This is a genomic window from Amycolatopsis sp. w19 (genome assembly GCF_051373225.1).
GTDB classification, from domain to species: Bacteria; Actinomycetota; Actinomycetes; order Mycobacteriales; family Pseudonocardiaceae; genus Amycolatopsis; species Amycolatopsis japonica.
This window is the reverse complement of sequence record NZ_JBPQFM010000006.1, coordinates 136,360-160,054: the sequence shown is the minus strand read 5'-3', so window position 1 is coordinate 160,054 and position 23,695 is coordinate 136,360. Positions and strand designations below refer to the sequence as shown.

The 23,695-nt window shown below is 69.2% G+C and carries 25 protein-coding genes; 17 read left to right on the top strand and 8 right to left on the bottom strand.

What is annotated here, in order from left to right; all coding sequences use genetic code 11:
- Nucleotides 1–15: 15 nt before the first annotated feature.
- On the bottom strand, nt 16–282 hold the full coding sequence (locus ACSMFO_RS15565; protein ID WP_038518165.1) for a hypothetical protein: 267 nt from the start codon (nt 280–282) through the stop codon (nt 16–18).
- A 155-nt stretch (nt 283–437) separates the two neighbouring features.
- Here ACSMFO_RS15565 and ACSMFO_RS15560 point away from each other — a divergent pair, with 155 nt between their 5' ends.
- Genes ACSMFO_RS15560 through ACSMFO_RS15550 form a run of 3 tightly spaced genes read left to right on the top strand, consistent with a single transcriptional unit; the run spans nt 438 to nt 2,418 of the window.
- On the top strand, nt 438–860 hold the full coding sequence (locus ACSMFO_RS15560; protein WP_436459134.1) for an XRE family transcriptional regulator: 423 nt from the start codon (nt 438–440) through the stop codon (nt 858–860).
- Nucleotides 861–862: 2 nt separating this feature from the next.
- The gene (locus ACSMFO_RS15555; RefSeq protein ID WP_073847821.1) at nt 863–1,345 is read left to right on the top strand and encodes an ImmA/IrrE family metallo-endopeptidase; all 483 of its coding nucleotides are present in this window, start codon (nt 863–865) and stop codon (nt 1,343–1,345) included.
- The gene (locus tag ACSMFO_RS15550) at nt 1,342–2,418 is read left to right on the top strand and encodes an MAB_1171c family putative transporter (protein ID WP_436459131.1); all 1,077 of its coding nucleotides are present in this window, start codon (nt 1,342–1,344) and stop codon (nt 2,416–2,418) included. Before ACSMFO_RS15555 ends, ACSMFO_RS15550 begins: the two co-directional genes overlap by 4 nt.
- Here the strand turns inward: ACSMFO_RS15550 and ACSMFO_RS15545 are convergent.
- Both ACSMFO_RS15545 and ACSMFO_RS15540 read right to left on the bottom strand, forming a co-directional pair.
- On the bottom strand, nt 2,405–3,076 hold the full coding sequence (locus ACSMFO_RS15545; RefSeq protein ID WP_436459130.1) for a hypothetical protein: 672 nt from the start codon (nt 3,074–3,076) through the stop codon (nt 2,405–2,407). The two genes, ACSMFO_RS15550 and ACSMFO_RS15545, sit on opposite strands and share 14 nt — an antisense overlap.
- The gene (locus tag ACSMFO_RS15540) at nt 3,076–4,578 is read right to left on the bottom strand and encodes a glycosyltransferase family 2 protein (protein ID WP_436459128.1); all 1,503 of its coding nucleotides are present in this window, start codon (nt 4,576–4,578) and stop codon (nt 3,076–3,078) included. Before ACSMFO_RS15540 ends, ACSMFO_RS15545 begins: the two co-directional genes overlap by 1 nt.
- Before the next feature lie 477 nt (nt 4,579–5,055).
- Between ACSMFO_RS15540 and wecB the strand changes: the two genes are divergently transcribed.
- The 3 genes from wecB (at nt 5,056) to ACSMFO_RS15525 (ending at nt 9,373) form a co-directional block, all read left to right on the top strand.
- Nucleotides 5,056–6,213: a non-hydrolyzing UDP-N-acetylglucosamine 2-epimerase gene (gene wecB / locus ACSMFO_RS15535; RefSeq protein ID WP_436459126.1), complete on the top strand. Its 1,158-nt coding sequence runs from the start codon at nt 5,056–5,058 to the stop codon at nt 6,211–6,213.
- On the top strand, nt 6,210–7,937 hold the full coding sequence (locus ACSMFO_RS15530) for a DUF2334 domain-containing protein (RefSeq protein ID WP_436459124.1): 1,728 nt from the start codon (nt 6,210–6,212) through the stop codon (nt 7,935–7,937). Before wecB ends, ACSMFO_RS15530 begins: the two co-directional genes overlap by 4 nt.
- Nucleotides 7,938–8,149: 212 nt before the next feature.
- A complete protein-coding gene (locus tag ACSMFO_RS15525; RefSeq protein WP_436459122.1) occupies nt 8,150–9,373 on the top strand; it encodes a DUF222 domain-containing protein in 1,224 nt (407 codons plus the stop codon).
- A 427-nt stretch (nt 9,374–9,800) separates the two neighbouring features.
- On the opposite strand, the gene ACSMFO_RS15520 is transcribed toward ACSMFO_RS15525, so the two are convergent.
- Nucleotides 9,801–11,510: a tetratricopeptide repeat protein gene (locus tag ACSMFO_RS15520; protein WP_436459120.1), complete on the bottom strand. Its 1,710-nt coding sequence runs from the start codon at nt 11,508–11,510 to the stop codon at nt 9,801–9,803.
- Nucleotides 11,507–12,682: an ATP-binding protein gene (locus tag ACSMFO_RS15515; protein ID WP_436459119.1), complete on the bottom strand. Its 1,176-nt coding sequence runs from the start codon at nt 12,680–12,682 to the stop codon at nt 11,507–11,509. The genes ACSMFO_RS15520 and ACSMFO_RS15515 overlap by 4 nt, the downstream gene beginning before the upstream one ends.
- A gap of 222 nt (nt 12,683–12,904) precedes the next feature.
- Between ACSMFO_RS15515 and ACSMFO_RS15510 the strand changes: the two genes are divergently transcribed.
- The 5 genes from ACSMFO_RS15510 (at nt 12,905) to ACSMFO_RS15490 (ending at nt 16,317) form a co-directional block, all read left to right on the top strand.
- The gene (locus ACSMFO_RS15510; RefSeq protein WP_436459118.1) at nt 12,905–13,891 is read left to right on the top strand and encodes a DUF5925 domain-containing protein; all 987 of its coding nucleotides are present in this window, start codon (nt 12,905–12,907) and stop codon (nt 13,889–13,891) included.
- 67 nt (nt 13,892–13,958) lie between these two features.
- On the top strand, nt 13,959–14,249 hold the full coding sequence (locus ACSMFO_RS15505; RefSeq protein WP_436459117.1) for a hypothetical protein: 291 nt from the start codon (nt 13,959–13,961) through the stop codon (nt 14,247–14,249).
- Between the two features lie 87 nt (nt 14,250–14,336).
- Nucleotides 14,337–14,651 carry a WXG100 family type VII secretion target gene (locus tag ACSMFO_RS15500; RefSeq protein WP_436459116.1) on the top strand — a complete coding sequence of 105 codons (315 nt, stop codon included), beginning with the start codon at nt 14,337–14,339 and terminating at the stop codon, nt 14,649–14,651.
- Complete coding sequence (locus ACSMFO_RS15495) at nt 14,651–16,024, top strand: WXG100 family type VII secretion target (RefSeq protein WP_436459115.1); 1,374 nt, start codon at nt 14,651–14,653, stop codon at nt 16,022–16,024. The genes ACSMFO_RS15500 and ACSMFO_RS15495 overlap by 1 nt, the downstream gene beginning before the upstream one ends.
- On the top strand, nt 16,021–16,317 hold the full coding sequence (locus tag ACSMFO_RS15490; RefSeq protein ID WP_436459114.1) for a hypothetical protein: 297 nt from the start codon (nt 16,021–16,023) through the stop codon (nt 16,315–16,317). The genes ACSMFO_RS15495 and ACSMFO_RS15490 overlap by 4 nt, the downstream gene beginning before the upstream one ends.
- A 25-nt stretch (nt 16,318–16,342) precedes the next feature.
- Here the strand turns inward: ACSMFO_RS15490 and ACSMFO_RS15485 are convergent, their stop codons facing one another.
- Together ACSMFO_RS15485 and ACSMFO_RS15480 are read right to left on the bottom strand one after the other, a co-directional pair.
- Nucleotides 16,343–19,330 (bottom strand): BTAD domain-containing putative transcriptional regulator, encoded by a 2,988-nt coding sequence (locus tag ACSMFO_RS15485; protein ID WP_436459113.1) that lies wholly within the window; start codon nt 19,328–19,330, stop codon nt 16,343–16,345.
- Between the two features lie 64 nt (nt 19,331–19,394).
- Nucleotides 19,395–19,835 carry a hypothetical protein gene (locus tag ACSMFO_RS15480; protein WP_436459112.1) on the bottom strand — a complete coding sequence of 147 codons (441 nt, stop codon included), beginning with the start codon at nt 19,833–19,835 and terminating at the stop codon, nt 19,395–19,397.
- A gap of 146 nt (nt 19,836–19,981) precedes the next feature.
- Here ACSMFO_RS15480 and ACSMFO_RS15475 point away from each other — a divergent pair, with 146 nt between their 5' ends.
- From ACSMFO_RS15475 to ACSMFO_RS15465, 3 genes are all read left to right on the top strand, one after another.
- Nucleotides 19,982–20,749, top strand: coding sequence for a class I SAM-dependent methyltransferase (locus ACSMFO_RS15475; protein WP_436459111.1), 768 nt, complete (start codon nt 19,982–19,984; stop codon nt 20,747–20,749).
- Between the two features lie 458 nt (nt 20,750–21,207).
- Nucleotides 21,208–21,414, top strand: a complete 207-nt coding sequence (locus ACSMFO_RS15470) for a heavy-metal-associated domain-containing protein (protein WP_038518125.1) — start codon at nt 21,208–21,210, stop codon at nt 21,412–21,414.
- A gap of 5 nt (nt 21,415–21,419) precedes the next feature.
- The gene (locus tag ACSMFO_RS15465; RefSeq protein WP_436459110.1) at nt 21,420–21,638 is read left to right on the top strand and encodes a CDGSH iron-sulfur domain-containing protein; all 219 of its coding nucleotides are present in this window, start codon (nt 21,420–21,422) and stop codon (nt 21,636–21,638) included.
- Nucleotides 21,639–21,689: 51 nt separating this feature from the next.
- On the opposite strand, the gene ACSMFO_RS15460 is transcribed toward ACSMFO_RS15465, so the two are convergent.
- On the bottom strand, nt 21,690–21,971 hold the full coding sequence (locus ACSMFO_RS15460; protein WP_436459109.1) for a metal-sensitive transcriptional regulator: 282 nt from the start codon (nt 21,969–21,971) through the stop codon (nt 21,690–21,692).
- Nucleotides 21,972–22,133: 162 nt separating this feature from the next.
- Here ACSMFO_RS15460 and ACSMFO_RS15455 point away from each other — a divergent pair, with 162 nt between their 5' ends.
- The 3 genes from ACSMFO_RS15455 to ACSMFO_RS15445 are packed head-to-tail and all read left to right on the top strand — an operon-like array spanning nt 22,134 to nt 23,673.
- The gene (locus tag ACSMFO_RS15455; RefSeq protein WP_436459108.1) at nt 22,134–22,415 is read left to right on the top strand and encodes a metal-sensitive transcriptional regulator; all 282 of its coding nucleotides are present in this window, start codon (nt 22,134–22,136) and stop codon (nt 22,413–22,415) included.
- A gap of 31 nt (nt 22,416–22,446) precedes the next feature.
- Complete coding sequence (locus ACSMFO_RS15450; RefSeq protein WP_436459107.1) at nt 22,447–22,653, top strand: heavy-metal-associated domain-containing protein; 207 nt, start codon at nt 22,447–22,449, stop codon at nt 22,651–22,653.
- Nucleotides 22,654–22,704: 51 nt separating this feature from the next.
- Nucleotides 22,705–23,673 (top strand): hypothetical protein, encoded by a 969-nt coding sequence (locus ACSMFO_RS15445; protein WP_436459106.1) that lies wholly within the window; start codon nt 22,705–22,707, stop codon nt 23,671–23,673.
- The last annotated feature ends 22 nt before the right edge of the window (nt 23,674–23,695 follow it).

Sequence of the window (23,695 nt, the reverse complement as noted above, 5' to 3'; positions counted from 1 at the left end):
TTTCCCCTCCTGGTTTCAGCGCTGGCAGTAGAGCCAGACGCGCGCGCTGTAGTAGTCGAAGTGCGACCGGATGTCGGAGCCTCGGACGTAACACTGCGAGTCCTGCCAGCCCGTGTTGCGCGCGTACAAGCGCGCGACCTTTTCCGCCGACGCGACGGCGGCCGACGGTCCCGGGCCGATGCCGGTGGCGTAGAAATCCCCGGTCTCCACGGCGAGCGCGGGCTGCGCCGACATGGTCACCGCGGCCACCACCAGAGCGGCCGCGGTCAGCATCTTCTTCATGGGAGATCCCCCTTCTGGTTGTCAGCCAGGATCGACCGACTCCCCTTGGTCATTCATCTCAGCTAACGTGGAAACCGTAGAGCGACGGCCTTCGGGCTGTCAACCCAGATGAACGAAGCGCCACAACTCATTCATTTCAGCTAACGGAGGTGAAGATGGCCGAACCACGGGCGACCACGCTCACCGACCGGATCGACCGCCTCTTCCAGGTGGTCCGGCGGGCAGGCGGCGAGCAGCACAGCCACGAGGAGGTGGCGCGGGCTTGCCGGGAGAGCACCGGCGAGTCGTTTTCCGCCGCCTACCTGTGGCAACTGCGGACCGGCCGCCGGGACAACCCGACCAAACGGCACCTCGAAGCGCTCGCGGCGTTCTTCCAGGTCCCGCCCGCGTACTTCTTCGACGACGAACAGGGGAGGGCCCTTGCCGAGGAGGTCGAATTGCTGGGAGCGTTGCGCAACAGCGCGGTGCGCGACCTGGCGTTGCGTGCGGTGACGCTGTCCGAGGAGGGGCTCGGCACCGTGACCGACATCGTCGAGGCGATCAAGCGGCGCGAGTCCAAGCGTGACCAGGGGGAGTAGCCATGCTGGGCAGGAAGAGTGCGCTCTGGCGCAGATGTGAGCGCATCGCCGGCGGTGTGCGGCTGCCGGAGCCGTTCGACGTCACCACGTTGTTCGGCGAGGTCGCGGCGATGCGGGGGCGGCCCATCGAACTGGTGCCGCTCGAGGCGCGGCCGGGGGCGCCGTGCGGGGTGCTCGCGGCCACCGATCGGGCGGACTACGTGTTCTACACGCGGGACACGTCCCCGTTGCACCAGCGGCACATCCTGCTGCACGAACTCGGTCACCTGCTCTGCGGGCACGTCGAAGGCGAGGTGCGGCCGGAGGCGATCGCGGAGATCGTCGCGCCCAGCCTGTCGGTGGACCTGGTCCGCCGCGTCCTCGGCCGCACCACCTACGCGCGGGAACAGGAGAAGGAAGCCGAACTCGTCGCTTCGCTGCTCATGCGCCGCGCCGCGCGTACCGGGCCGGAGAACGATCGGCTGCGCCACGCCCTCGGTTCATGATCAGCTACCTGTCCGCCGCGCTGCTGGCGCTGATCGGCCTCACCCGGCTGATGACGGTCCGCACCGGGCCGAGGTATCTGGCCACGTTCTTCCTCAGCATGGCGGTGGCCCTCGCCGTCTCGGCCGAGGGCACGGTCCGGCTGCTCGGCGACGAACTGCTCCCGCGGCTGGTCACCAACGCGCTGCAACTGCTCGCGATGCGCGCGTTGCTGCAACTGGTCCGCAGCACCCGGTCGCCGGAGAAGCCGACGCCGTTCTGGCCGATCGCGGTCTGCTGGACCCTGATGGTGGTGTGCTACCTGGACTTCGCGCCGCATCGGTCCGAGGCCGGCACATCTGAGTTCCAATGGCGCTTCAGCATCGTGGCGTATCAGGTGATCCTCACGACGTACGCGGTCACGTGCCTGGTGCTGTTCATCCGCACGCTCGTCCGCAGCGCCGCGGGCCGTCCACGAGGGGCGTTCCGGACGGGCTTGCGGATCCTGATCTGCGCCGCGGTGGTCACCATCGGCTGGGCGCTGTTCTCCGGGCTTCCCTCGCTGTGGCTGGAGATCACCGACCTCGCGGACCTCGACTTCCTGCCCCGCGCCCGCCTGGTCGGGCTCTGCGCGATGGTGTTGTGGGTCCTCGGCGGACTGTGCACCACCTGGGACGGCGCGCTCCGGCTGGCGCGCGCGTGGCGCAGGATCCGGGCCGTGACACCGTTGTGGAAGGAACTCGTCGCCGCCCACCCGCAGATCGCGCTGCCCGTGCGGCACGACCTCGAATTCACCTTGTACCGCAGGGTGATCGAGATCCGTGACGGCCTGCTCGCCTTGCGGGCACACGTCCCGCCTCAGCTCGGGGACTGGCTGCGCACCCCCGTCGACGAACCCACGCGCGCCGCCGCCGAACTCGCGGCGGCGCTGGTGATGCGGGAGGCCGGCCGGAGCTGGCCGAACCACCCGGCGGGGCCGCATCCCAGCGCACGGGACGAAAGTGCCTGGCTGAGCGCCGTTTCGTCCGCGTTCACGCGGTCCGGGGTCGTGCGGGAGGTACGCGAACGCGCGCTGGCGGAGGTCAAGGCCTCTTGAGCTCCAGCGTGGCGTTGTGCAGCGACGAGTACAGCGGGTCGGAAGTGAAGTCCGGCCCGGTTTCTTCGCCGAGGTAGACGTCGATGTGCCGGTCTCCGCCGAGCCCCGGGGTGAACTCGTCCATGATCCGCCAGGAGGCGGACCGCAGCCGGTCGCAGACACCCCGGTCGATCGCCGTGCCGTCCTCCGCGGTGCCGCAGCCGGTGATCCGCAGTTCGCGGCCCGCGGCGAGGACGGCCGGATCCGCGGCGGCGGAGACGAAGGGTTCCAGCGGACGGCCGTGGCTGTCGCGGGGCGCGTCGTCCAGCCAGAAACCGGTGTCGTGCGACCAGTTCAGGTACCGGCCGGCGTGGCGGCCGCTGACGATCCGGCCGGTGCCTTCGTCCTCGACGGCCTGCACGAAGTCTTCGGGATAGCTGCCCAGCGGGTCTTCGCCGCGTTCGCAGTCGAGCACCAGGCAGCCGGTGACCGGCACCGGGTCGTCGTGGTGATGCGACTCGACGGCGGTGTAGTACACGGTCACGTACCACCCGGCGGACGACTCCTTCCCGGCACCGTCGCGGTCGATGGTGGAGGCCGCGGCGAGGGCCAGCCCGGCGGCCGCCAGGACGAGAACGATCCTGTTCCGTTTCCGGCGGCGCCGGTGCCGGCCTTCCATCACACCCGCTCCAGTCGTTGGGTCGGTTCGGTTTCGGCCGGCGGATGCGGGACCGGCCGGGTCGGCTCGGCGGCGGCCAGCGCCGCCGCGGGAATCGGCTGGGTGACGCTCGGGTCGACCGTCACCGGCGGCGCGGTGGGCCGCGGCAGCGGGAGCCGCACGGGGGCCGCCATCGGAACCGGCATCGGCGGCGTCGGCGGCATCGGTGGCGTGGCTTGGCCGTCTTCGGCCAGCCGTTCGGTCTTCGCCCAGCCGTTGCGGCCGGACATCAGCCGGAACAGCGCGCGCCACGTCGCGATGATGCCCAGCGCCAGGAACCATGGATAGAGCAACCCGGCGAACAGGCACCGCAGGATGTTCTCGTCGCGGAGCCGGACCCAGTAGACCAAGCCCCAGAGCAGGCTCGGCAGCATGGCCAGCCCGACCAGCATCGCGGCCGACGTCGGCAGAGTGTCCACAGTGGCCACCAGGCCGCCGAGCGTGCTCCCGGTGACCAGCGCGATCGCGGACGCCGCGACCAGGCCGACCAGCAGCAGCGACATGGGCACGGTCAGCCACGGCGAGAGCAGGTAGATCAGGAAGTCGGTCAGGCCGAGACCGCTGACGAACCGCGACGTGGTCAGCTTGCGCAGGTGCCGGAAACATTGCAGGTTGCCCTGCGCCCACCGGGTTCGCTGACGCAGCAACCGTTTCACGTCGGTCAGGCCCTGCTGGGTGACCCACGCGGATTTCGTGTAGCGCACGCGGATCCCGGCAAGATGCAGGCGCAGACCGAGTTCCAGGTCTTCGACGAGACAGGCCGACCACGGTCCGGGATGGAACCGGGCGAGGACGGACAGCCGGGTGAACTGGCCGTTGCCGCCCAGGCCGACGCTGCCGACCAGATCGCGCAAGGATTGCGCGGAGTCCGCGATGGCGCCGAATTCCAGATCCTGCAATAGTGCCAACGTCTTGTGCCGGTTGTGGATGCGCACCCGGCACTGCACGGCGCCGACGTTCTTCTCCGCCATCAATTCGGCGATCTCGTCGAGCATCCCCTCACTGCACCGGCCGTCGCCGTCCACGATGCCGACGATCGTCTGCTCGACCGTGCCTTCCCGGCGAGCGATTTCGAGGATGTAGCGGTACGCCGTGTTGAGGCCTTCGCCCTTGCCTTGCCGGGCGATGGGCAGTTCGCGGCGCAGCACGTGCAGTCGCGGATCCCTGATACCGGCGAGGATATGCGGCGTCGCGTCGTCCGAGGCGTCGTCCACGACCACGACGCGGACCGGTGTGTACCGGGTCCCGGTGGCCAGCGCGTTGCGCACCGTGTTCGCGATGACGCGTTCCTCGTTCAGCGCCGGGATGACGATCCAGAACGGCACGGGATCCGGCGTCCGGCGTACACTGCGCGGCCGTTGCGGGGACCGCCAGGCGAACACCGCGAGGACGAGGTTCTGCAACGGCCACCAGATCAGCACGCCGACCATGATGGTGGCGATGACGGACAGGCTGGTTTCCATTTCGCTAATTCCCCCTTTCCGGCGCGGGTGCGATGCGCACGAGAATCGAGCGAATCGCGAAAAGCAACAGAATGAACGCGGCGAGTGACAAGAGCGGCCAGGCGCCCGCCCCTGCGGCGACCCCCAAGGTCGCGGTGGCGCCGACTGCCGGTCCGATTCGGATGACAGACATTTCTCCCCCAAAATGAGCGTGCTCAAACCCTTGTGTGTAAAGGATTGTGCGTGATGCGTCGGGCCCCCCGGCCGATCCCGCATCCTCGACTACGACGTGAAGAGTCACCTCGCGGTTCCCTCGATCGGGTGAGGAAATTCGACGGGAACCGGACAGAACCACTCTGCGTCGCATCGGGCACAGCGCACCGCACAAATGATCATGAGAAGTGCGCGGAATCGCGAAAAAATCATTCGAACCTTGGGGGAGTCATGGTTTGGAATCAACGCGAAAACGAAGCGACACGGCCGCGGGTGTGGCTCGTGATGGGTACCCGGCCGGAAGCGATCAAACTGGCGCCGGTCGCCGAAGCGATCGCCGAGGCAGGGCGGATGGAGCCCTGCCTGGTCGCCACCGGGCAGCATCCGACGATGGTCGACCAGGCGCTGGAGACGTTCGGCGTCCGCGCGGACGTCACGTTGCCGCTGCACCGCCGCGACGGCGGCCAGCCCGAACTGCTCGGCCAGATGCTGACCGGCCTGGACGCGCTGGCCGAACGTGAACCGCCCGCGGCGGTGGTGGTCCAGGGCGACACCACGACCACACTGGCCGGCACGCTCGCCGCGTTCTGGCGGCGGGTTCCGGTGGTGCACCTGGAAGCGGGCCTGCGTTCGTTCGATCTGGCCGCGCCCTTCCCGGAAGAGCTGAACCGGCGGCTGGTCACCCAGGCCGCCTCCTTGCATCTTCCGCCGACCTCGGCCGCGGCGGACAACCTGCTTCGTGAGCAGGTCCCCGCCGAGCGGATCTTGGTCACCGGCAACACATCGGTGGACGCGATCCGCGCGATCGCCGACCGCGGCGCGGTGGACTTCCAGGACGAGCGGGTCGCCGCGGCGGTGGAAGCGGCCGCCCGCGGCGAGCGGCTGGTGCTGGTCACCGCGCACCGCCGCGAGTCCTGGGGCGAACCCCTGCGCCAGGTGCTGCGCGCGGTCACCGAACTGGTCGCCCGCCATTCCGACGTGTCCGTGGTCCTGCCCGCGCATCCGAACCCGGCCGTACGCGAGCTGGTCGACGAGGAACTGGGCGGCCTGCCTCGCGTGGTGGTCACCGAGCCGCTGAGGTACGAGGAACTGGCCGGTGTGCTCGCGGCCGCCACGCTGGTGCTGTCCGACTCCGGCGGGATCCAGGAGGAGGCGCCCACGTTCGGGGTGCCGGTGCTGGTGTTGCGCGAGGTCACCGAACGGATGGAAGCGGTCCACGCGGGTTGTGCGCGGCTGGTCGGTACCGATCGCGAGCTGATCGTGCGGGCGGCGTCGGAACTGCTCACCGACCCGCGGGCGAGGGCGGCGATGATGGGCGAGGGCAATCCCTTCGGCGACGGAAGGGCCTCGTCACGCACCGAGCGCGCGCTGGCCAGGCTGCTCGGGCTGAGCGCCGAGCCGGTGGACGAGTTCGCCGCGGTGTCCGGGGGTGTGCTGGTATGACCCGGAAGCGCAAGGCGGACAGGCGACGGCGTACCCCGGCCGGGCTGCGGTTCGCGGTGCTGGCGGTCGTCGTCGCGACCGGTTTGGTACTGCTGGTCGTGTACACGCGCCCGGCGAGCGCGATCCTCGCTTCGCCCGCGGCGGCGCCGGTTTCGCTCGGCGACCGGCTGGCGATGAGCAGCGAAGCCGGCAGCCCCGGCCCCGGCGGGAACCGCGCCCACCGGACGCTGGTGGTCTACGACGCGGGTGAACGGGACGCGCCGAATCCGCCCGCCGACGCGGACGAAGCCGGTATGGCCGAAGCGTTCGCGATGCAGACCGCGAACCTGGTCTCGCGGGCGGGCGGCTGGACGATGCGTGCCGCGGCGGACTACCGGGCGGGCGAGATCGGCGGATACCAGGCGCTGGTCTACGTCGGTTCGATCAGCGACGCCGTGCTGCCCGCCGCACTGCTCGCGGACGTGGTGACCGCGAAGGTGCCGGTCGTCTGGCTGGGGGAGAACGTCGACCGCCTGGTGGCGCACGACCCGGGTGTCACGGCGCGCTGGGGCTGGACGCCGTCGGGGCGGACGCCGACCTCGCCCACCGAGGTCCGCTACAAGAACGTGTCGCTCGAACGCAATCCCGAGATCGGCTCGGTTCCTTTGGTGCGGCGGGAAAACCCGGCGGTCAACGAGGTGCTCGCGGACAGCGTCACGGCCGGCGAGCACACGCCGTGGGCGGTGCGCTCAGGGAACTTCACCTACGTCGCGGAGGCGCCGTTCTCCTACGTCAACGAGGGTGACCGGTACCTCGCCGCCGCCGACATCCTGCTCGGCACGCTCGCGCCGAAGACCGCGGAACGGCACCGTGCGCTCGTGCGGATCGAGGACATCGGCCCGCGCACCGACGCGGGCCAGATCCACCGGATCGCCGATCTCCTTGGAGGGCAAGGGATCCCGTTCTCGCTCGCGGTCTACCCGTATTACGCGGATCCGCACGGTGTGGCCAACGGCGGCAGGCCGACGTTCGCGCGGCTCGTGGACAGCCCGGCCTTGGTGGACGCGCTGCACCACGCGATCCGGCGCGGCGCGACGTTGATCATGCACGGCTACAGCCATCAGTTCGAGGAACTGGCGAACCCCTATGGCGGAGCGAGCGCGGCGGACTACGAGTTCTACACGGCGATCGTCGACAAGAACAACCACGTCGTGGAGACCGGCCCGGTCCCCGGCGATTCCGCGGAATGGTTCCGCGGGCGGATCGCCACCGGGCTCGGCGAGTTCCGCCGGGTCGGGCTGCCCGAGCCGGAAGTGTTCGAGTTCCCGCATTACGGTGGTTCCGCGGTGGACTACAAGGAGGTCGGCTCGCACTTCGCGGCGCGCTACGACCAGGGCAGCTATTTCGCGGGATACTGCCCGCGTGGTGCCTGCGGCTCGACCTCGACGGTGTCCTATCAGAACAAGTACGGTCAGTACTTTCCTTACCCGGTAAGGGATGTCTATGGCGCCGTGGTGATCCCCGAGAATCTGGACCACGTCGCTCCGGAGCCGTTCAACCAGCATCCGGCCCGGCTGCCCGCCGACCTGCTCGCCGACGGCGCGAAGTCCAAGGTGGTCCGCGACAACGTGGCCAGCTTCTTCTTCCACCCGTTCCTGCCGCTGGAACACCTGAACACGGTGGTGCTCGGGCTGCGGGCGCAAGGATACGAGTTCACCACGGCGAGCGAGGTCGCTCGCGGCTGATCACTCTGCGGCCGATCGCCCGGCAGTTTCGCCATCTCGGCGGGGACGGCGTCCTCATTGCCGGAATTGGTTTCACGTTATTTGCCGGTGATACAGACCTTGTCGTGGCGCAGAGGCATTGCCGAAAATCGGCAATGCCTCTGTCTCTCGTGGGGCCGGGAATTGTCGGTGGTGGGTCGTATGTTCGTGGGGTGGATACTCATTCCGCGCCTGTGGCGCTTTTGGAAGGCCTCACCGATCCCGAGGTGCTGGCTGCGGTGAACGATGCCGCGATTGTGTTGGACGACAAGGATTCCGTGGCGTTGGCGCAGGCCGCGTCGGCCGGGATCGCGCGCTTGGAGGCGGTGCGGTTCCGGGCGTTGGCGCAGTTGAACCGGCATCGTGAGGGCGTGCGGAGTGTGGCGCAGGAGGTCGCGCTTGAGTTGTCCCTTGTGGACAATCATGCGGGTGCGCTGGTCGCCGCCGCGGACGCGCTGACCACCCGGCTGCCCCGGACGTTGAATCTGATGGATGAGGGGAAGCTCGCCGGGTTCAGCGCGATGAAGGTCGCGACGGCCACCGCGTGGCTGTCCGACGAGGATGCTCAAGCGGTGGACGCGTTGTTGGAGGATCGGATCGGGGACAAGAACCCGGATCAGGTCCGGAAGGCAGCCAACCATGCGGCGAACACCATCGATCCCGAGGGCGCGGGTAAACGGGCTGAGCGGCATCGTGAGGGGCGGCGTCTGTCGTTGCGGCATGGTGAGACCGGGGTGGCGTCGATCGAGGTCGAGGATGGGCCGGTGGAGAAGGTCGCTGCTGCTTATCAGCGGATCGATCGTGAAGCGCGGGCTCTCAGGGCTGGTGGTGAGACTCGTACTCTTGACCAGTTGCGGGCGGATGTCGCGCTCGATCTGCTGCTCGGTGGCCAGGGCGGGGCGAGTGAACGCAGCGAAGTGTTCCTGTACACGGATCTGTTCACCTATCTCGGCCTGAATGACGATCCGGCGGAACTGGCCGGGCACGGCACGATCCCCGCCGCACTGGCCAGGCATATCGCCGCCGGTCAGAACACTGTGTTACGGCGGATCATCACCGACCCGCTCTCCGGGCAGGTTCTGGATCTGGGTCGGGACCGGTACCGGCCGACAGTGGGTTTGGCCGAGTTCGTGCGGGTGCGGGACCGTGAATGTCGAAGACCCGGCTGTCACCGCCCGGCGCAGGCGTGCGACCTCGATCATGCGGTGCCGTGGCAACACGGCGGGCACACCGCCGACACCGACCTCATCGACCTCTGCCGCCGAGATCACCGGTTGAAAGACGAACCCGGCTGGACCTACCACCTCGCATCCGATGGCACTCTGACGATCACCACGCCCACCGGGCAGCGCTACGACAGCACACCACCACCGCTTCACGGACCTCGCCCGGCAGTCGACGAGCCACCGCCGTTCTGAGTCCGTCGCCGGAAACGGCAACGGGGGGCTTCAGCGTTCCGACCCGTCGCCGGAAAGCGGCGGCAGGTGAGTTGTGCGTAACGGGGCTGGACCCAGTCGGAGCCGAGAAGTCCCGCTGTTCCGGCCTTCCGAACCCCGCCCGGCAGCCGACGAACCGCCACCGTTCTGAGTCCGTCGTCGAAAAGCGACGATGGGCTGGGCTTCAGCGTTCCGGCCCGTCGCCGGAAACGGCGGCAGGCGAGTTGTGCGTGACGGAGGCTGGACCTAGTCGGAGCCGACAAGTCCCGCTGTTCCGGTGCGTTGCCGAAATGCGGCGACGGGCGGTCATGCCCGGAGGGCTGTGCTTCCGCCTGAAACCGTCGATAAGGCTCACTGTTCCGACCCGTCGCCGGAAAACGGCGAGCTCCAGAACGGCACCCGCCGCCGCTCAGGCACCGGTGACGTAGATCCGGGCGATACTCCCGTCCGCCCAGGTCAAGCCGAGCCGATTCCCGGCGAAGTCGTAGACGACCGTGGCTTCGCCATTGGCACGGTTCACCCAGCTGTTGTGCGGAACGGCTCCATGCTCCCGCACGTAAGCATCGACGGACCCACGATGCCCGGCGAGGTCGAGCCCGGAGATCAGCCGGCCCGCGTCCGGGCAGACCCCGACATCGACACTGACCCTCGTCACCAGCCCGTCGAGCGCCTCGATGTAGACGCCGTCGGCGCTCGGCTCGTCGGGGACCAGCTCACTCCGCCGGACGGTCGAGCCGGGGAAGAGCCGCCGCAGTTCCGCGTAGGCCGGGGAGTCCTCAGGCTCGCCCAGTGTGGCGCACATCGTGACGATGACGCCGGTCAGCGGCGTCCCGGGCGCCGGAAGCGGATCGGTCTTCAGCGGTGCCGGGCGCGGATCGCGCCCGCCGAACCCGGCCACCCGGTCCCAGATCCAGTCGGCCATCGACTCGGCGACCGGCTCGTCGGGAACTCCGGGACGGCGTTTGACCAGCGCCCCGAACGCGACGGCGACCAGGTACGCGCCGTCGTCGTCGGTCATCACCTGTTCCCAGAGCTCGTTCTCCGGCCACTCCGGATGGCCCGCCTGGTCGGCGTCGATCGCGGCGTCCATGGCGATGATCTCCGCGGCCGACATCAGGCGGAACGGCTCGTCCAGGCCCCACAGCGCACCGGAGCCGGGCTGCTGGCCGTCGTGCCAGCTCACCATGTCCTCCGCGACCATGGAGCCGACCTTGTCGCCCTCGGCCAGGTCGCCGACCGAGATTCCCGGCCGCAGCGCGGCACTCAGGTCGGCGGGCAGCACGGCGTCCAAGGCCGCCAGCGCGGAAGCCAGGTCGATGCCGAGTTTCTGGTCGCGGAGCTGCCGCCACGCCAGCTCGATCGTCCCGGTGCCGCGGATGTCGTCCAGCGAAATGTCCTGGGCTTGGGCCTTGTCGACGATCCGCAGCATCTCCCGGGCGGACCCGACCAGGCTCTGCGCCAGGTCATCGGTCGGATCCTCGCGCAGCAGCCGCAGGCCGAGCTGTTCGGCGTCGTCGAACCGGTACTGCACCAGGTAGGACCAGCCGAGCATCATCGCGATCCAGGAGTCCGCCGCGTCGACACGGATGGCCTCCTCGGCAGCAGCGATGAACCGCTCGGGTGGGGCGAGGCTCTCCAGCAGGTACTCCGCACGCCTCCCCAGCGCCTTGGGGAGGGCGCCCGGAGCCGTCCGCGCGCACAATGCGACCGCCTCGTCGAGCTGGCGCCACCCGTCCTCGTGCTCACCGGAGAGTGCCTGGGCGGAGCCCAGCTTCATCCAGTCGTCCCAGTCCTCCTGGGTCTCGGCGAGCACGATATGCGCCCACCGCAGGGCCTCGGCGTGATCGTGCTCGGCAAACGCCAGACGCCGCAGCGAACGAGCCGCCCAGATGAACTGGCTGTCGCGGCGGGCGGTGATCCCGACGTACAGACGCCGGGCCTCGTCCGGGTCACCGCAGGACTCGCGGTGATAGGCGAGCACCATCGTCGCGCTGCTCCGCTCCGGCTGGGCCACGAGCACCTGCAGCGCCAGTTCGGGGATCTTGGGATGCGTCGGCTGGGCTTCGAGGAGTTCCCAGGCCAGGTCCAGGGTCCGTTCCACGGAATCGGTGTCGCTCATCGCATGCCTCGCTTGACCCGGTACGCCCGGAGCTGGTCGAAGGTGCCGTCGTCGACGCCGAACTCCAGCACCGGCGCCACCTGGTCGAACCAGGATGTCGTGGACGGGGTGATGCCGCGGACGGCGGCGAGCAGCGCGCCGGTCGTGACCGGTACCAGCTCGCCCTTGCTCATCGACTCGACCATCGCCTGCTGCAGCACGGTGGTCGTCAGGTGGCTGAGATCGGCACCGGAGAACCCCTCGGTCGCCGCCGCGACGGCCACGACGTCGACATCGTCGGCGGGCTTGCCGTCCAGCGTGCCCTGGACGATCGCCGCCCTGGCGACCGCGTCCGGTGGCAGCACCAGCACCGTCTTGTCGATCCGGCCCGGACGGCGCAGCGCGGAGTCGATGTCCCACGGCCGGTTGGTCGCGGCGAGGAAATAGACCCCGTCGTTCGCGCCCGCCACGCCGTCGAGCTCCTCCAGGAGCTGGGTGACGAGCATCCGCATCGCCTGCGAACCGCCGCCACCGGAGGTGCGCCGTCCGCCGAGCGCGTCGAACTCGTCGAAGAAGATCACGCACGGTGCCGCCGCGCGAGCGTGGCGGAACACGCTCTGGATCGCTTTCTCGCTCTCACCGATCCATTTGCTGAGCAGGTCCGCGAGGGTCACGTGGATGAAGGACGCGCCGAGATCGCCGGCGATCGCCCTGGCGATGAACGTCTTGCCGCAGCCGGGCGGGCCGTACATCAGCAGCGATCCGCCCGGTTTCTGCCCGAACGCCGCCGCCAATTCGGGATTGCGCAGCGGAGTCAGGAACGCGGTGTTCAGATGCTGCTTGACCTCGGCGAGCCCCACGACGTCGGCCAGCGTCACCGCCGGACGCTCGGTGTCCCACAGCGACTCCGAAGCGGTGGCGCTCACGGCGTGACGGTCCTCATCGGACGGGGCCGCCACGGCCTCGGCGGGCGGTGGGGCCGAGGTCCGCAACCGTGCCGCCATCAGCCGGGCGCGCAGCAGGCGGATCCGCGCCTGATCACCGCCGTGGGCCTCGAACGCCGTCAGTTCGGTGGCGGCGCGGTCCGGGTCCTGTTCCAGCAGCAGCGTGATGAAGTCCTCACGCAGCGCCAGATTACCGGGGTCGGCCTCCACTTCGCGGGCGATCACCTCGATGAAGCCGTCATCGCTCACCGCGCACCTCCTTCCGCGAATGGTCCAATGTCAGCTCAGAGACAATCATCCCGGCGATCGTGGCGGACAGGCGGTCCGGCGAAGATCCCTGTCAGGGGTGAATCGGGGACGGTCCCTGATGTGCGCCGGCCTCGCGCGATGGACCGTGATGGGGTGACAGCAAGGACAACGGAGTTACCCCGGTCTCTTGATCGTGGAATGTTCTTCGGTGGCAACGTTCCGATGGAAGGCGTGCTGAACGCGCTGGCCATGGAACCGTTCATCACCGGGGCGAAGCCGCATGCACGGGCCGCCGAAATCACCGAGGTCTCACCGGACGCGACACTGCTGCCCCCGGGCGTCACCGCGGATCTGACGTACGAACTGGACGGTCGGCACTCGCATCTCGCCTACGGTCCCGAGTGGACACTCGTCGCGATGCGCCGCCGCGCCGGTGCCGCGACCGTGTGCGTATGCGCCACTTCCGGAGACCTGGCGGAAGAGGTGCTCGCGGCCGCGGTCGGAACCGCGCGGACGGGGGTGCCCGGGGAATCGGCCGTACCGGTCGGATTCTGGCACGTGCAGGGGTGCGGTGGCGCCGGCGTGCGCGCGCCCAGGACGATGGACTTGCCGCCGTGGCAGGCGATCCGCGGCAACTACCCGCGCTCGGCGGTGACCGCGCTCGACACGCTCATGGCGGCGCGCCCGGAGCACATCACCGGCAGGCTGATCCTTCTCCACGGCCCCGCGGGCACCGGCAAGACGACCGCCGTGCGCGCGCTCGCGCACGAATGGCGGGATTGGTGCCAGGTCGACAACGTCCTCGACCCCGAGGTCCTGTTCGCCGATCCGGGCTACCTGACCTCGGTGGTGCTCGGTGAGGAGCGAGCGGACAAGCGGAAATGGCGTCTGCTGATCCTCGAAGACTGCGACGAACTCGTCGGCGCGGACGCGAAGCGCGACTCCGGGCAGGCCCTGTCCCGCCTGCTCAACCTGACCGACGGACTGCTCGGCCAGGGCCTGGACATCCTGGTGTGCCTGACCACGAACGAGAACGTCGCGCGGCTGCATCCGGCGGTGGTCCGGCCAGGCCGCTGCCTCGCGGAGATCGAGGTCTGCCCGCTGCCGCGAGACGAGGCGGCCACGTGGCTGGGCACGGAGAACGGCGCGGACATCGGCGCCGAGGGCGCCACGCTGGCCGAGCTGTATCGCCTGCGAGCCGCGGTCTAGCCGAGGGGTGGGTGGGATTCGGTCGTTCGGCCGGATCCCCGGGCGGCGGACTGTTAAGGTCCGCGCCATGCGGGTGTGGCTATGTGGGCTGGTCGTGGGCGTGGTTGCGCTGCTCGGCGCGTGTTCCGGGGGCGGGCAGGGGCGAGGCCAGGTGGTGCCCCCGGCGACGACTTCGCTGACGACCCCGACGACGGCTCCGGCGACGACCGGTCCGGTCACGACGGCCTCGCCGCAGACCCCGGCGACCACCACGACCCGGATCACCCCCGAGACCACACGGACCACCACTTACCGCGCCCCGACGACCGCGAAGCGCCCGACGACCCCGCGCCGCTCCACTCCTACCCGCAGACGCTGACGACCCCAGGCGCTTTCACGCGGATGAAAGCCGCGTGAAAGCCGCGTTCCTAACCTCTTCGAAGGGGCAGGGACGAGAGGGGATCGCGTGGGGTACGAAGTCGATCCAGCGAAGTTGCTGGACGTGAGTGACGAGCTCGGGACCATCGGTACGGGGCTTCGGTCGGTGAGCGGGCAGGTGGCGCACACCGTGGTGGCGCAGCCGGACTTCGGCGGCGACCGCTACCGGGAACACGGTGCCGCGTACGTCGCCGCGAACGGGGAACTGGCGAGTGCCGCCGTCCGGCTGGTCGGCGACATCGACGAGATCGCCAGCTTGCTGCGGGAGTCCGCCGGTGTCTACGGGGACACCGAGTCGGACTTCGCGTCACGGCTCGACGCCCTGCGTGACAGGGGCGAGTGATGGCCTGGTGGGACGAGGCCAAGGCGAGGTACCGGCCGGCGGGGGAGAACGGCCAGGTCAGCCCGACCGACGAGGAGATCAGGGCGATCCTCGACGACCCCGACGTCTCCGACGAGACGAAACGGGAGCTCATCGCCGCGTGGAGCTACGACTACGCGACGGGGTACATCTGGGGTGACGTCCTCATCCAGGAACGGACCGGGTACGACCCGGACACCGTGCCGGAAGAGGTCAAGGAGTACATCGAGGAGTACGACGCCCAAGAGTACGTGGACAACTACGCCGCGAACGCCATCAACAACGGCGCCTTGAGTCAGGCGGTCAACGACGCCGCGACCATCGCGACGTACGGCGAGGAGCATCCCGGTGGCCCGGGCGCGCTGCCCGGATCCGGCAACCCGAGCGCGGACATGCAGGCCGCGATCGACCAGGCGGAGCACGAGCGCAGGTACGCGGACGATCTGGACGAGCAGCGAGAGAACGCCCATCGGCTCCAGTCCTATGCGGACAACCTGAAGGCGACCGGCGGTTCCGGCGCCGCGAGCTCGAAGGAGATCTTCGACTCCGGCGAGGTCGGCCTGGACTTCTTCAAGCTGTTCTGGGGGAAGTACTGCCGATACCGAAGCGGGGGAGGCGGATCCAGGGCGGCCTCTCGTGGTTCGGGCGATGGCGGCACGTCCTTGACCGGAAACCCGTTCGCGGACAAGTGGGTCTTCAAGGCCCGGTACGGCGAGCAGCGTGAAGTGGAGTTCAAACGCATCCGCCTCCAGGCCGACCAGTACGTACAGGCGGCCGGCCGCCTCCAGCACCATGTCGACGAGCTGATCACGGCCCAGGGCGACTTGTTCGCCGAATGGGAGGGGGAGGCCGCGGACACCGCGTCGTCGCGCTACGACGACGCGGTGGACCGGGCCAGGGCCTTGATGAAGGAGCTCGACAACGCCGGCAAGGTGCTGACCGAGGTCCGCGGCGCATTGGAGCAGTTGTGCGTGACCAAGGCACAGACGGTGAACGGCCTGTTCTCGCCGGCCATCAACGGGATCGTGCCGGACATCGTCGACCGGCTGGTCACGGTCGCCAAGGGAGGGGCGAGCGACGAGGACATCCTTTATGTGGCCTCGCAGTTCGGCATTCCGGCCGACCAGGAGTGCCTGAACATCAGCGACGACGTCAAGGCCGAAGTCCGGCAGTCGGCGTCCGAGTGGTGCGACGGCAACCTGGTGCCGGTGGTGGAGACGAAGGTCGAGGCGTTCTGGGACGTCTGCGACGCCACCGATGAGGGGTTCGAGGAGATCCTCGGCGTGATGCGGGAAATGCTCGAACAGGGCGCGCGGGAAAGTGCCGGCGGGCGGCGGGAGGTGATGCCGCGATGACGGGGGAGGAGCGCATCGAGCGGATGCGCGCGCGGTTCGCCGACCGGATCGAGGGCAACCGGCACCGGATCGCGGCCAGGGCCGAGCGGTGCTACGCGGCGGAGAAGGCCGGCGCGGAGCGGTCCGCGGCCCTGACACAACGCTGGCACAAACGCGTCGCCGCGATCCGGCGCAGGGCGGAAGACCGTCGCAACGCCTTCGCGCCGCCGAGTTCACGGAGGCCCCGGCAGTTCGATTTCGAGCCGGACTGGGACGACGATCCGGGCCCTCGGCGGTCTGGGATGTCCCGATAGTGGCTTCGCGACCCGCGGAACCCGTTCAGCCGTGGCCCGAACGGCTGAGCTTCGCCCGGATTTCGGCGGCCTGAAGGACGTCGAGGTCGCGGTAGAAGTCGAGTACTCGCAGCCAGTGCCGGCGTGCCTCGTCGTGCTCGCCCCGTTCGGCGTGGACGTCGCCGATACCGGCGTGGGCGTGCGCCAGTTGCTCGCGGTGGCCCGCCTCGGCGGCCACGGCCAGCGCGTCGCCGTAACTGTGGAGGGCTTCGGCATGCCGTCCCGCGGCCGCGTGGGTGGCGCCGAGCGCGTTGAGCGTCTCGGTGATCACTTCCGTGTCACCGAGGGCGCGAGCGAGCATCGCCGCTTCCTCGTGGTGGCGCAAGGCCTGTTCGCCGTCGCCCCGGCGCCGGTGCACCACTCCCAGAACCCTCAGGCAGTCGGCTTCCTGCGTGCGGAAACTCGCGGCCCTGGCGAGGGCCAAACCGCGCTGAGCGTGGTCGAAGGCATCGTCGTCGTGTCCTCTGTGGAGATACATCTTGGCCAGGAGGTTGACCGCGTTGCATTCGATGTGTTCGTCGTGATTTTCCTGGCACAGGGCGAAAGCCACGTCGAGATGCCGCTTGGCTTCTTCGGGAAGGCCTAGGCTCAGCAGGTTCTGGGAATGGTTGATCCTGACCGCGCAGTGCAGATACCAGCTTTCGTCCGGGTCGGTCAGCGCGAGTGCTCGCTCGAATCTGCGACGGGCCTCCTCCAGCTCGCCCCTCTTCCCGTACACACAGCCGAGAAAGCTCAGCGTCGCGGCCTCGAACCCCTCGTCCCCGGTGCGCTGGAACGCGGCCATCGCCCACTCGAGATGGTCGATCGCTTCGCGGTCCCGGCCCCTGCGGGACATCGTGACACCGAGCGCGCGTCGCGCCTTCGCTTCCGCGCGTTCGTCTTCCAGCTCGCGGGCGGCGTCGACCGTACGAGTGTGCAGGGAATCGGCATCGTCGTAGAAGCCGCCGGTGTCGAGGTAACGCCACACGGTCTCCGACAGGTGGATCACGGACGCCGGTCCGCCGTGCCCGCAGACCTCCAGCAGGTTGGCCCGCTCGGCGTCGAGCCAGCGCCACGCGTGGTCGTAGGTCGAGAACACCGGTGCTTCCCCGTGGGGTGCGGGCGCTTTCGGCCTCGGGGCGTAATCGTCTCGCGCGATGACGTCCATCGCGGCCGAGGCCGTGAACAGGTAGTGGTCGAGCAGCCTGCTCGACGCCGCTTGGCGTTCGTCCGCGCTGTCGGTGGATTCGGCGAGTTCGGCGGCGTACGCCCGCAGCAGGTCGTGGGAACGGTAGCGGCCGTCGGGAGACTGATCGACGAGATGGGCCCGTCGCAGTACGTCCAACGCGCGGCGCGTCTCGCGCGGCCCGGTACCGGCGAGGGCCGCCGCGGCGTGGTCGTCCGTGTCGTGCCCGGGGTGCAGGCCGAGCAGCCGGAACATCCTGGCCGCCACCGCGTCCAGCTTCCGGTACGACCACGAGAACACGGCGCGCACGGCGGTCTGCGGATCGCCGTCGACGTCCAGCAGATCGAGAGCGTCCTGCTGACGGGAAAGCTCGTCGACGAATTCACCGAGACCGCGCGCGGGCCGTGACCGGATCAGCTCGGCGGCGATCCGCAGGGCCAGGGGCAGCCGGGCGCACCGTTCCACCAGCGCGGCGGCCGCTTCGGATTCGGCGTCCACCCGGTCGGTGAGCAGTTCGCGGAGCAGGACGCGGGCGTCCTCGCCCGGCAGCCGATCGAGATCGAGCCGGTGGGCGCCCTCGCGCGCGACGAGACCGGCCAGCGCGTCGCGGCTGGTCGCCACCACGAAACAGGACGGGCTACCGGGCAACAAGGGGCGCACCTGCTCGACCGTGCGGGCGTTGTCCAGCACGATCAACATCCGGCGCCGGGCGACGAGGGTGCGGAACCGCGCGGCGCGCTCGGCGAGGTCCTGCGGAATCGCCGCACCGTCCAAATCCAGCGCGCGCAGGAAGCCCGCCAGCGCGTCTTCCGGCGAGACCGGCTGGTCGGGGCCGTAGCCACGCAGATCGACGTACAGCTGGCCGTCGGGGAACCGGTCCCGCACCCGGTGTGCCCAGCGCACGGCCAGCGCCGTCTTGCCCACTCCGGCGGTTCCGGCGACAGCCGAGACCACCGCGGTCTCCCCGGTGGCGAGGAGGCCGTCGAGTTCCGCGAGTTCGGCGTCCCTGCCCACGAAACCGCGCACATCCACCGGCAGCTGAGCGGGAACGCTCGCGAGCGGGGCCTTCTCGTCCGGCCCCAGCGACTCGCCCGCGAGCATGCGCTGATGCAGTTCACGCAACTCGGGCCCCGGGTCCACGCCGAGTTCTTCGACGAGCGTGTCCCGTGCCGTGCGATACGCCTGCAACGCTTCGGCCTGTTGCCCGGCGCGGTAGAGGGCGGTCATGAGCAGGCCGTGCAGCCGCTCGCGAACCGGATACCGGCGCACCAGCTCCGTCAGTTCGCCGATGATCGCCGCGTTCAGCCCGCAGGCGAGTTCGGCCTGGTAGAGCGTCTCCAGCGCGACCGACCTGAGCTCGGCGAGCCGCTGCGCCCAGTCGGCGAGCAGCGGGACGTCCACGTCGCGGAACGGGTCGCCCTGCCACAGGCCCAACGCCCCGCGCAGGACGTCGACCGTCCTTTGCGGATCCTCGTCCGCGACTTCGCGCGCTTCCTCGAACAGCGAGGCGAACCGCTCCGAGTCCAGCTCACCCGGCAGCACCCGCAGCCGGTAGCCAGCCTCGCCGAACGACAGCCGCTCCGGCTCCGCGAGCAGCCCCCGGAGCCGATGAACGTGGAGCTGCAGCCTCTGCGCGTGCCGAGGGTCTCGCCGGTCGCCCCACAACGCGCCGGTCAGCACGTCCACGGGCACCGGCTGGTTCGCCCGCGCGAGCAGCACCCCGAGCAGGATGCCCTGCAGCCGTCCCGCCGGCGCCTCGTCCCGCCCGTCGCGTCGGACCCGCAGCGGCCCCAGCACCTGAAACTCCACCGCACCCTCCCCGCAGGCCGATCACCGTCACCAGTGTGGCGCACGGGCGCGGGCGAGGGCGGACCTACCCGTCGCGCCAGTGCCGCAGGGTTCCCATTTTGTATTCGCGGATACCGTCCCAGGCGAAGAAGATCACCGTTTTGAATCCGACGTATCCTTCGGGCCAATCGAAGTCGCACACCTTGGTGGTTCCACCACCCGAATGGTTGTAACACGTCCAAAGCCGCGGGGTTCCGTTGACGGTCATCTGCACCCGGGCCATGACCGGATTCCCGTCGGCACAGTGGTCTCGCACCGTGACGCGGTCCCCGTTCAGCGTGACCCACGCGTCACCCACGGATTTGCGTTCACCCCAGCAGTTCATCGAGGTGGCCATGCTGACAGGTCCGACATCGATGCTGTCGGCGCCCGCCGCCGCGGCACTGGCGTTCGTGGCGAAAACCTGCGACAAAAGAATCAGCGCTGTCGCCGCGACCGGCGTGACAAGGCGCGAAAAACGGGCCATGGTGTTCCCTTCCAATTCGGAAATCGCTTGCCCGACGGTAGATCGCGCCCGGCACTGGGCACAGGGGTCATTCGAACCACCGTTCGTGACCGCGAGATCCGGGCCCGCTACGGTTACCGTGCGGGGCCGACCTTCCAGGGGGACGAATGAGCGAGACGTTGGACGAGACCGTCGCGGGCATCATGGCCGGGGTCAGCACGACGATCGCCGAAGACGACAGTATGTTCGCGGGCAACAACACCGAGCACTACATGAGCGTCTCCAGGGACGCCTTGCGTGCGGTGCTCGCCGCGTTGCAGGTCACGGGGCGGCCGGTACCGAAGCGGGTCTTGGACTTCGGGTGTGGTTACGGCCGGGTGATGCGTTCGCTGCGGGCCGCTTTCCCGGCGGCGGAGCTGATCGGGTGCGACATGGACCAGGCGGCGCTGGCCGGTTGCGCGGAGGCGTTCGGCGCGCGGGCGGTGATCGGCGCCCCGGATGTCGACGACATCGAGCAGGTGACCGAAGTGGACCTGCTGTGGTGCGGTTCGGTGCTGACTCATCTCGATGCCCCGAACTGGGGTCCGCTGCTGCGCTACTTCTCGCGCGCGCTGGCTCCCGGCGGCGTCGCGGTGGTCACCACGCACGGCCGCCGGGTGGCGATGCGCGCCGAGGCGGGCGAGGACTACGGGCTGGACGCTCGTGCCACCGACCGCGTGCTCGCCGCGTACAAGGCGTGCGGGTTCGGCTACAACGACTACGCGGGCAACGACGGTTACGGCATCTCGCTCAGCTCGCCCGGCTGGGCGGTGCAGCGCGCGCTGGAGGCACCCGGCCTGCGTCTCGCCGGGTACGACGAGGCGGCGTGGGATCGCCATCAGGACGTGATGGTGCTGGTGAAGGACGCCGACGAGCTCCTGAAGTCCGACCTGTAAACCCCTACCCCGTATCAGCTGTCCGTGAAGGCCTCCTTGAGTGGGCCCGTTTTGCTTGCCCGCTGGTGTCGGTGAGCGAGGCAAGTTTCGCGCGGTGCTCAGAGCCTCCAATGTGGCATTGGGGGCCCTGAGCGTCTCCAATGCCACATTGGGCGCATGGCCGGGTCCGTGAAGGTCTCCTTGAGGGCTCGTTTGCTTACCCGCTGGTGTGGGTCGAGCCTGAGGGGTTCGGGACGTCGAACGTCCTGGCTCCTCCACGCTTGGATTCGTTGATGAAGGATTTGGGACAGTGAACGTCCCAATTCCTTCATCGACAACGCTCGCACCGGTCCGGAACGAAGCGAATCCTGCCCACGCACGGGTCAGACGCAGATCAACGAATCATGGACTTTGCCGCGCTCGCACCCTGTGTTATACCCTACGGGGGTAAAGTAACTCGAACCGAAGGGTGAAGGCGGATGGACACCACCGTGTACACGGTCAAGGGCATGACCTGCTCGGGCTGCATGAACAAGGTGACGACGGCGGTGAACGGTGTGGCCGGGGTCAGCGACGTGGACGCGGACATCGCGACCGGCGAAGTGACCGTCGTGAGTGAGGGGCCGGTCGACGCGCAGCTGGTGCGGTCCGCGGTCGAAGAGGCGGGCTACGAGGTGGTCGGCTGAAGGCGATGGCCGACAACGAAGGTGAGCCGGCCGTCGTCATCAAGGTCGTGGACAACGGGCCGTATCAGGTGAAGGGGCCTGTCCGGCTGGTCGATCACGACAACAACGAATACGAGGTCAGCGGCCGCACGCACTTGCTGTGCCGGTGCGGGAATTCGGCGAAGAAGCCGTTCTGCGACGGAGCCCATGTCCGGACCGGGTTCACGGCGACCAGGGCGGAATGAGAAGCGGGCGGGGGACGTGAGGTCACCCGCCCGCTCTTTTGTGCCGAAGGGTCAGGAGCGCACCAGGCGCGCGATCGCTTCGGAGGCTTCCCGGATCTTCCTGTCCGCCTCGGGGCCACCCTTCGCGGCGGCTTCGACGACGCAGCCCGCCAGGTGCCGCTCGAGGAGTTCGAGCGAGAACGATTGCAAGGCGCGGGTCGCCGCGGAGACCTGGGTGAGGACGTCGATGCAGTACTTGTCCTCCTCGACCATCTTCTGCAGCCCCCGGATCTGCCCCTCGACGCGTCGCAGGCGTTTGAGCTGACGCTCCTTGTCGTCGCCGTGATCGGCCACGCTCACTCCTCGAGTCGGGATTCGCGGACGTCCCAATCATGCCCGCCCGGGGGTGGCGCGTCGAAGGCGGCTGTCGTGCGAGTGGGTGGTGACATACGCCACGGGGGTATGCCTGTTGCCCTACCCCCCTAGGGTATGTAGAGTTCTCGTCAGGAGGTCGAGATGCACGGATACACGCAAGGCAAGGACGAATACCTGACCCGGCTGCGGCGGATCGAAGGACAGATCCGGGGCCTGCAGCGAATGGTCGAAGAGGACAAGTACTGCATCGACATCCTCACGCAGGTGTCCGCGGCCACGAAGGCGTTGCAGTCGGTGTCGCTGGGGTTGGTGGACGAGCACCTCAGGCACTGCGTGTCCGACGCCATCGCCAAGGGCGGCGACGAGGCCGACGAGAAGATCAAAGAGGCGACCGACGTCATCGCCCGCCTCGTCCGTTCCTGAAGCACCACAACGAATTCCAAGGAGAAGAGAAATGAGCGAGACCACCTACACCGTCACCGGCATGACCTGCGACCACTGCGTCCGCTCCGTCACCGAAGAGATCGGCAAGATCGACGGCGTCACCGGCGTCCGCGTGGATCTGCCCACCGGCGCGGTGACCGTGACCGGCTCCCAAGAGCCCGCGGTCGCGGATGTGCGCGCCGCCGTCGAAGAAGCCGGATACGGGCTGACCGCCTGATCCGCGGTTCGCTCCCGATCGCGGGCCAAGGCCCGCACTAAGGACTTCACGATGAACACAGTTGCGAAGCTCTCCGCCTACGGTGTGGCGCTTGCCCTGGTCGCCGGTGGCGCCTGGGCCGCAGGCACCGCTGTCGGTCCTTTCGCCGGCGCGGCCGGCCTTCCCGGCGGCGAGGACGCCGGGCATGGGGACGCTCACAGCGGCACCGTCGCGGAGGCGGCGCCGACCGACGAGCCCGGCGGGCTCGCGTCGTCCAGGGGCGGCTACACCCTCACGCCCACCACCACGACGCTCACGCCGGGGACGAACCAGCCCTTCTCCTTCAGGATTCTCGGCCCCGACGGCGCACCGGTCACGGCGTACGACGTCGAACACGAAAAGCGGATGCACCTGATCGTCGTCCGCCGCGACACGGCGGGCTTCCAGCACGTGCATCCCGAACTCGCGCCCGACGGCGTGTGGAGTGTCCCGCTGGCCCTGCCCGAGGCGGGCAGCTACCGCGTCTTCGCGGATTTCAAGCCGACGGGCGGCTCGGCCTCGACCCTCGGTGTCGACGTCGCCGCGGCGGGGGAGTTCAAGCCCGTCGAGCACCAGCCCTCGCGTGTCGCGAACGTCGACGGCTACCAGGTCCGCCTGGACGGCGAGCTCGCGCCGGGCAAATCGTCGAAGGTGACCTTGACGGTGACCAAGGACGGCCGTGACGTGACCGATCTGCAGCCGTACCTGGGTGCCTACGGGCATTTGGTGGCGTTGCGCGGTGGCGATCTCGCCTACCTGCACGTCCACCCGGACGGCGAGCCCGGAGACGGCCGCACGAAACCCGGCCCCACGGTGACCTTCTTCGCCGAAGTCCCCTCGGCCGGGACGTACCGGCTGTTCCTCGACTTCCAGCACCAGGGCAAGGTCCGCACCGCCGAGTTCACCGTCGTCACCGCGGGCACACCCGCCCCGGCCGCTTCGACGCCCCAGAACCAGACCCCACCCCCGGCGGCCGGCGACGGCCACGGCGGACACGGCTGACCGCGCCGGAAAGGAGTGACCA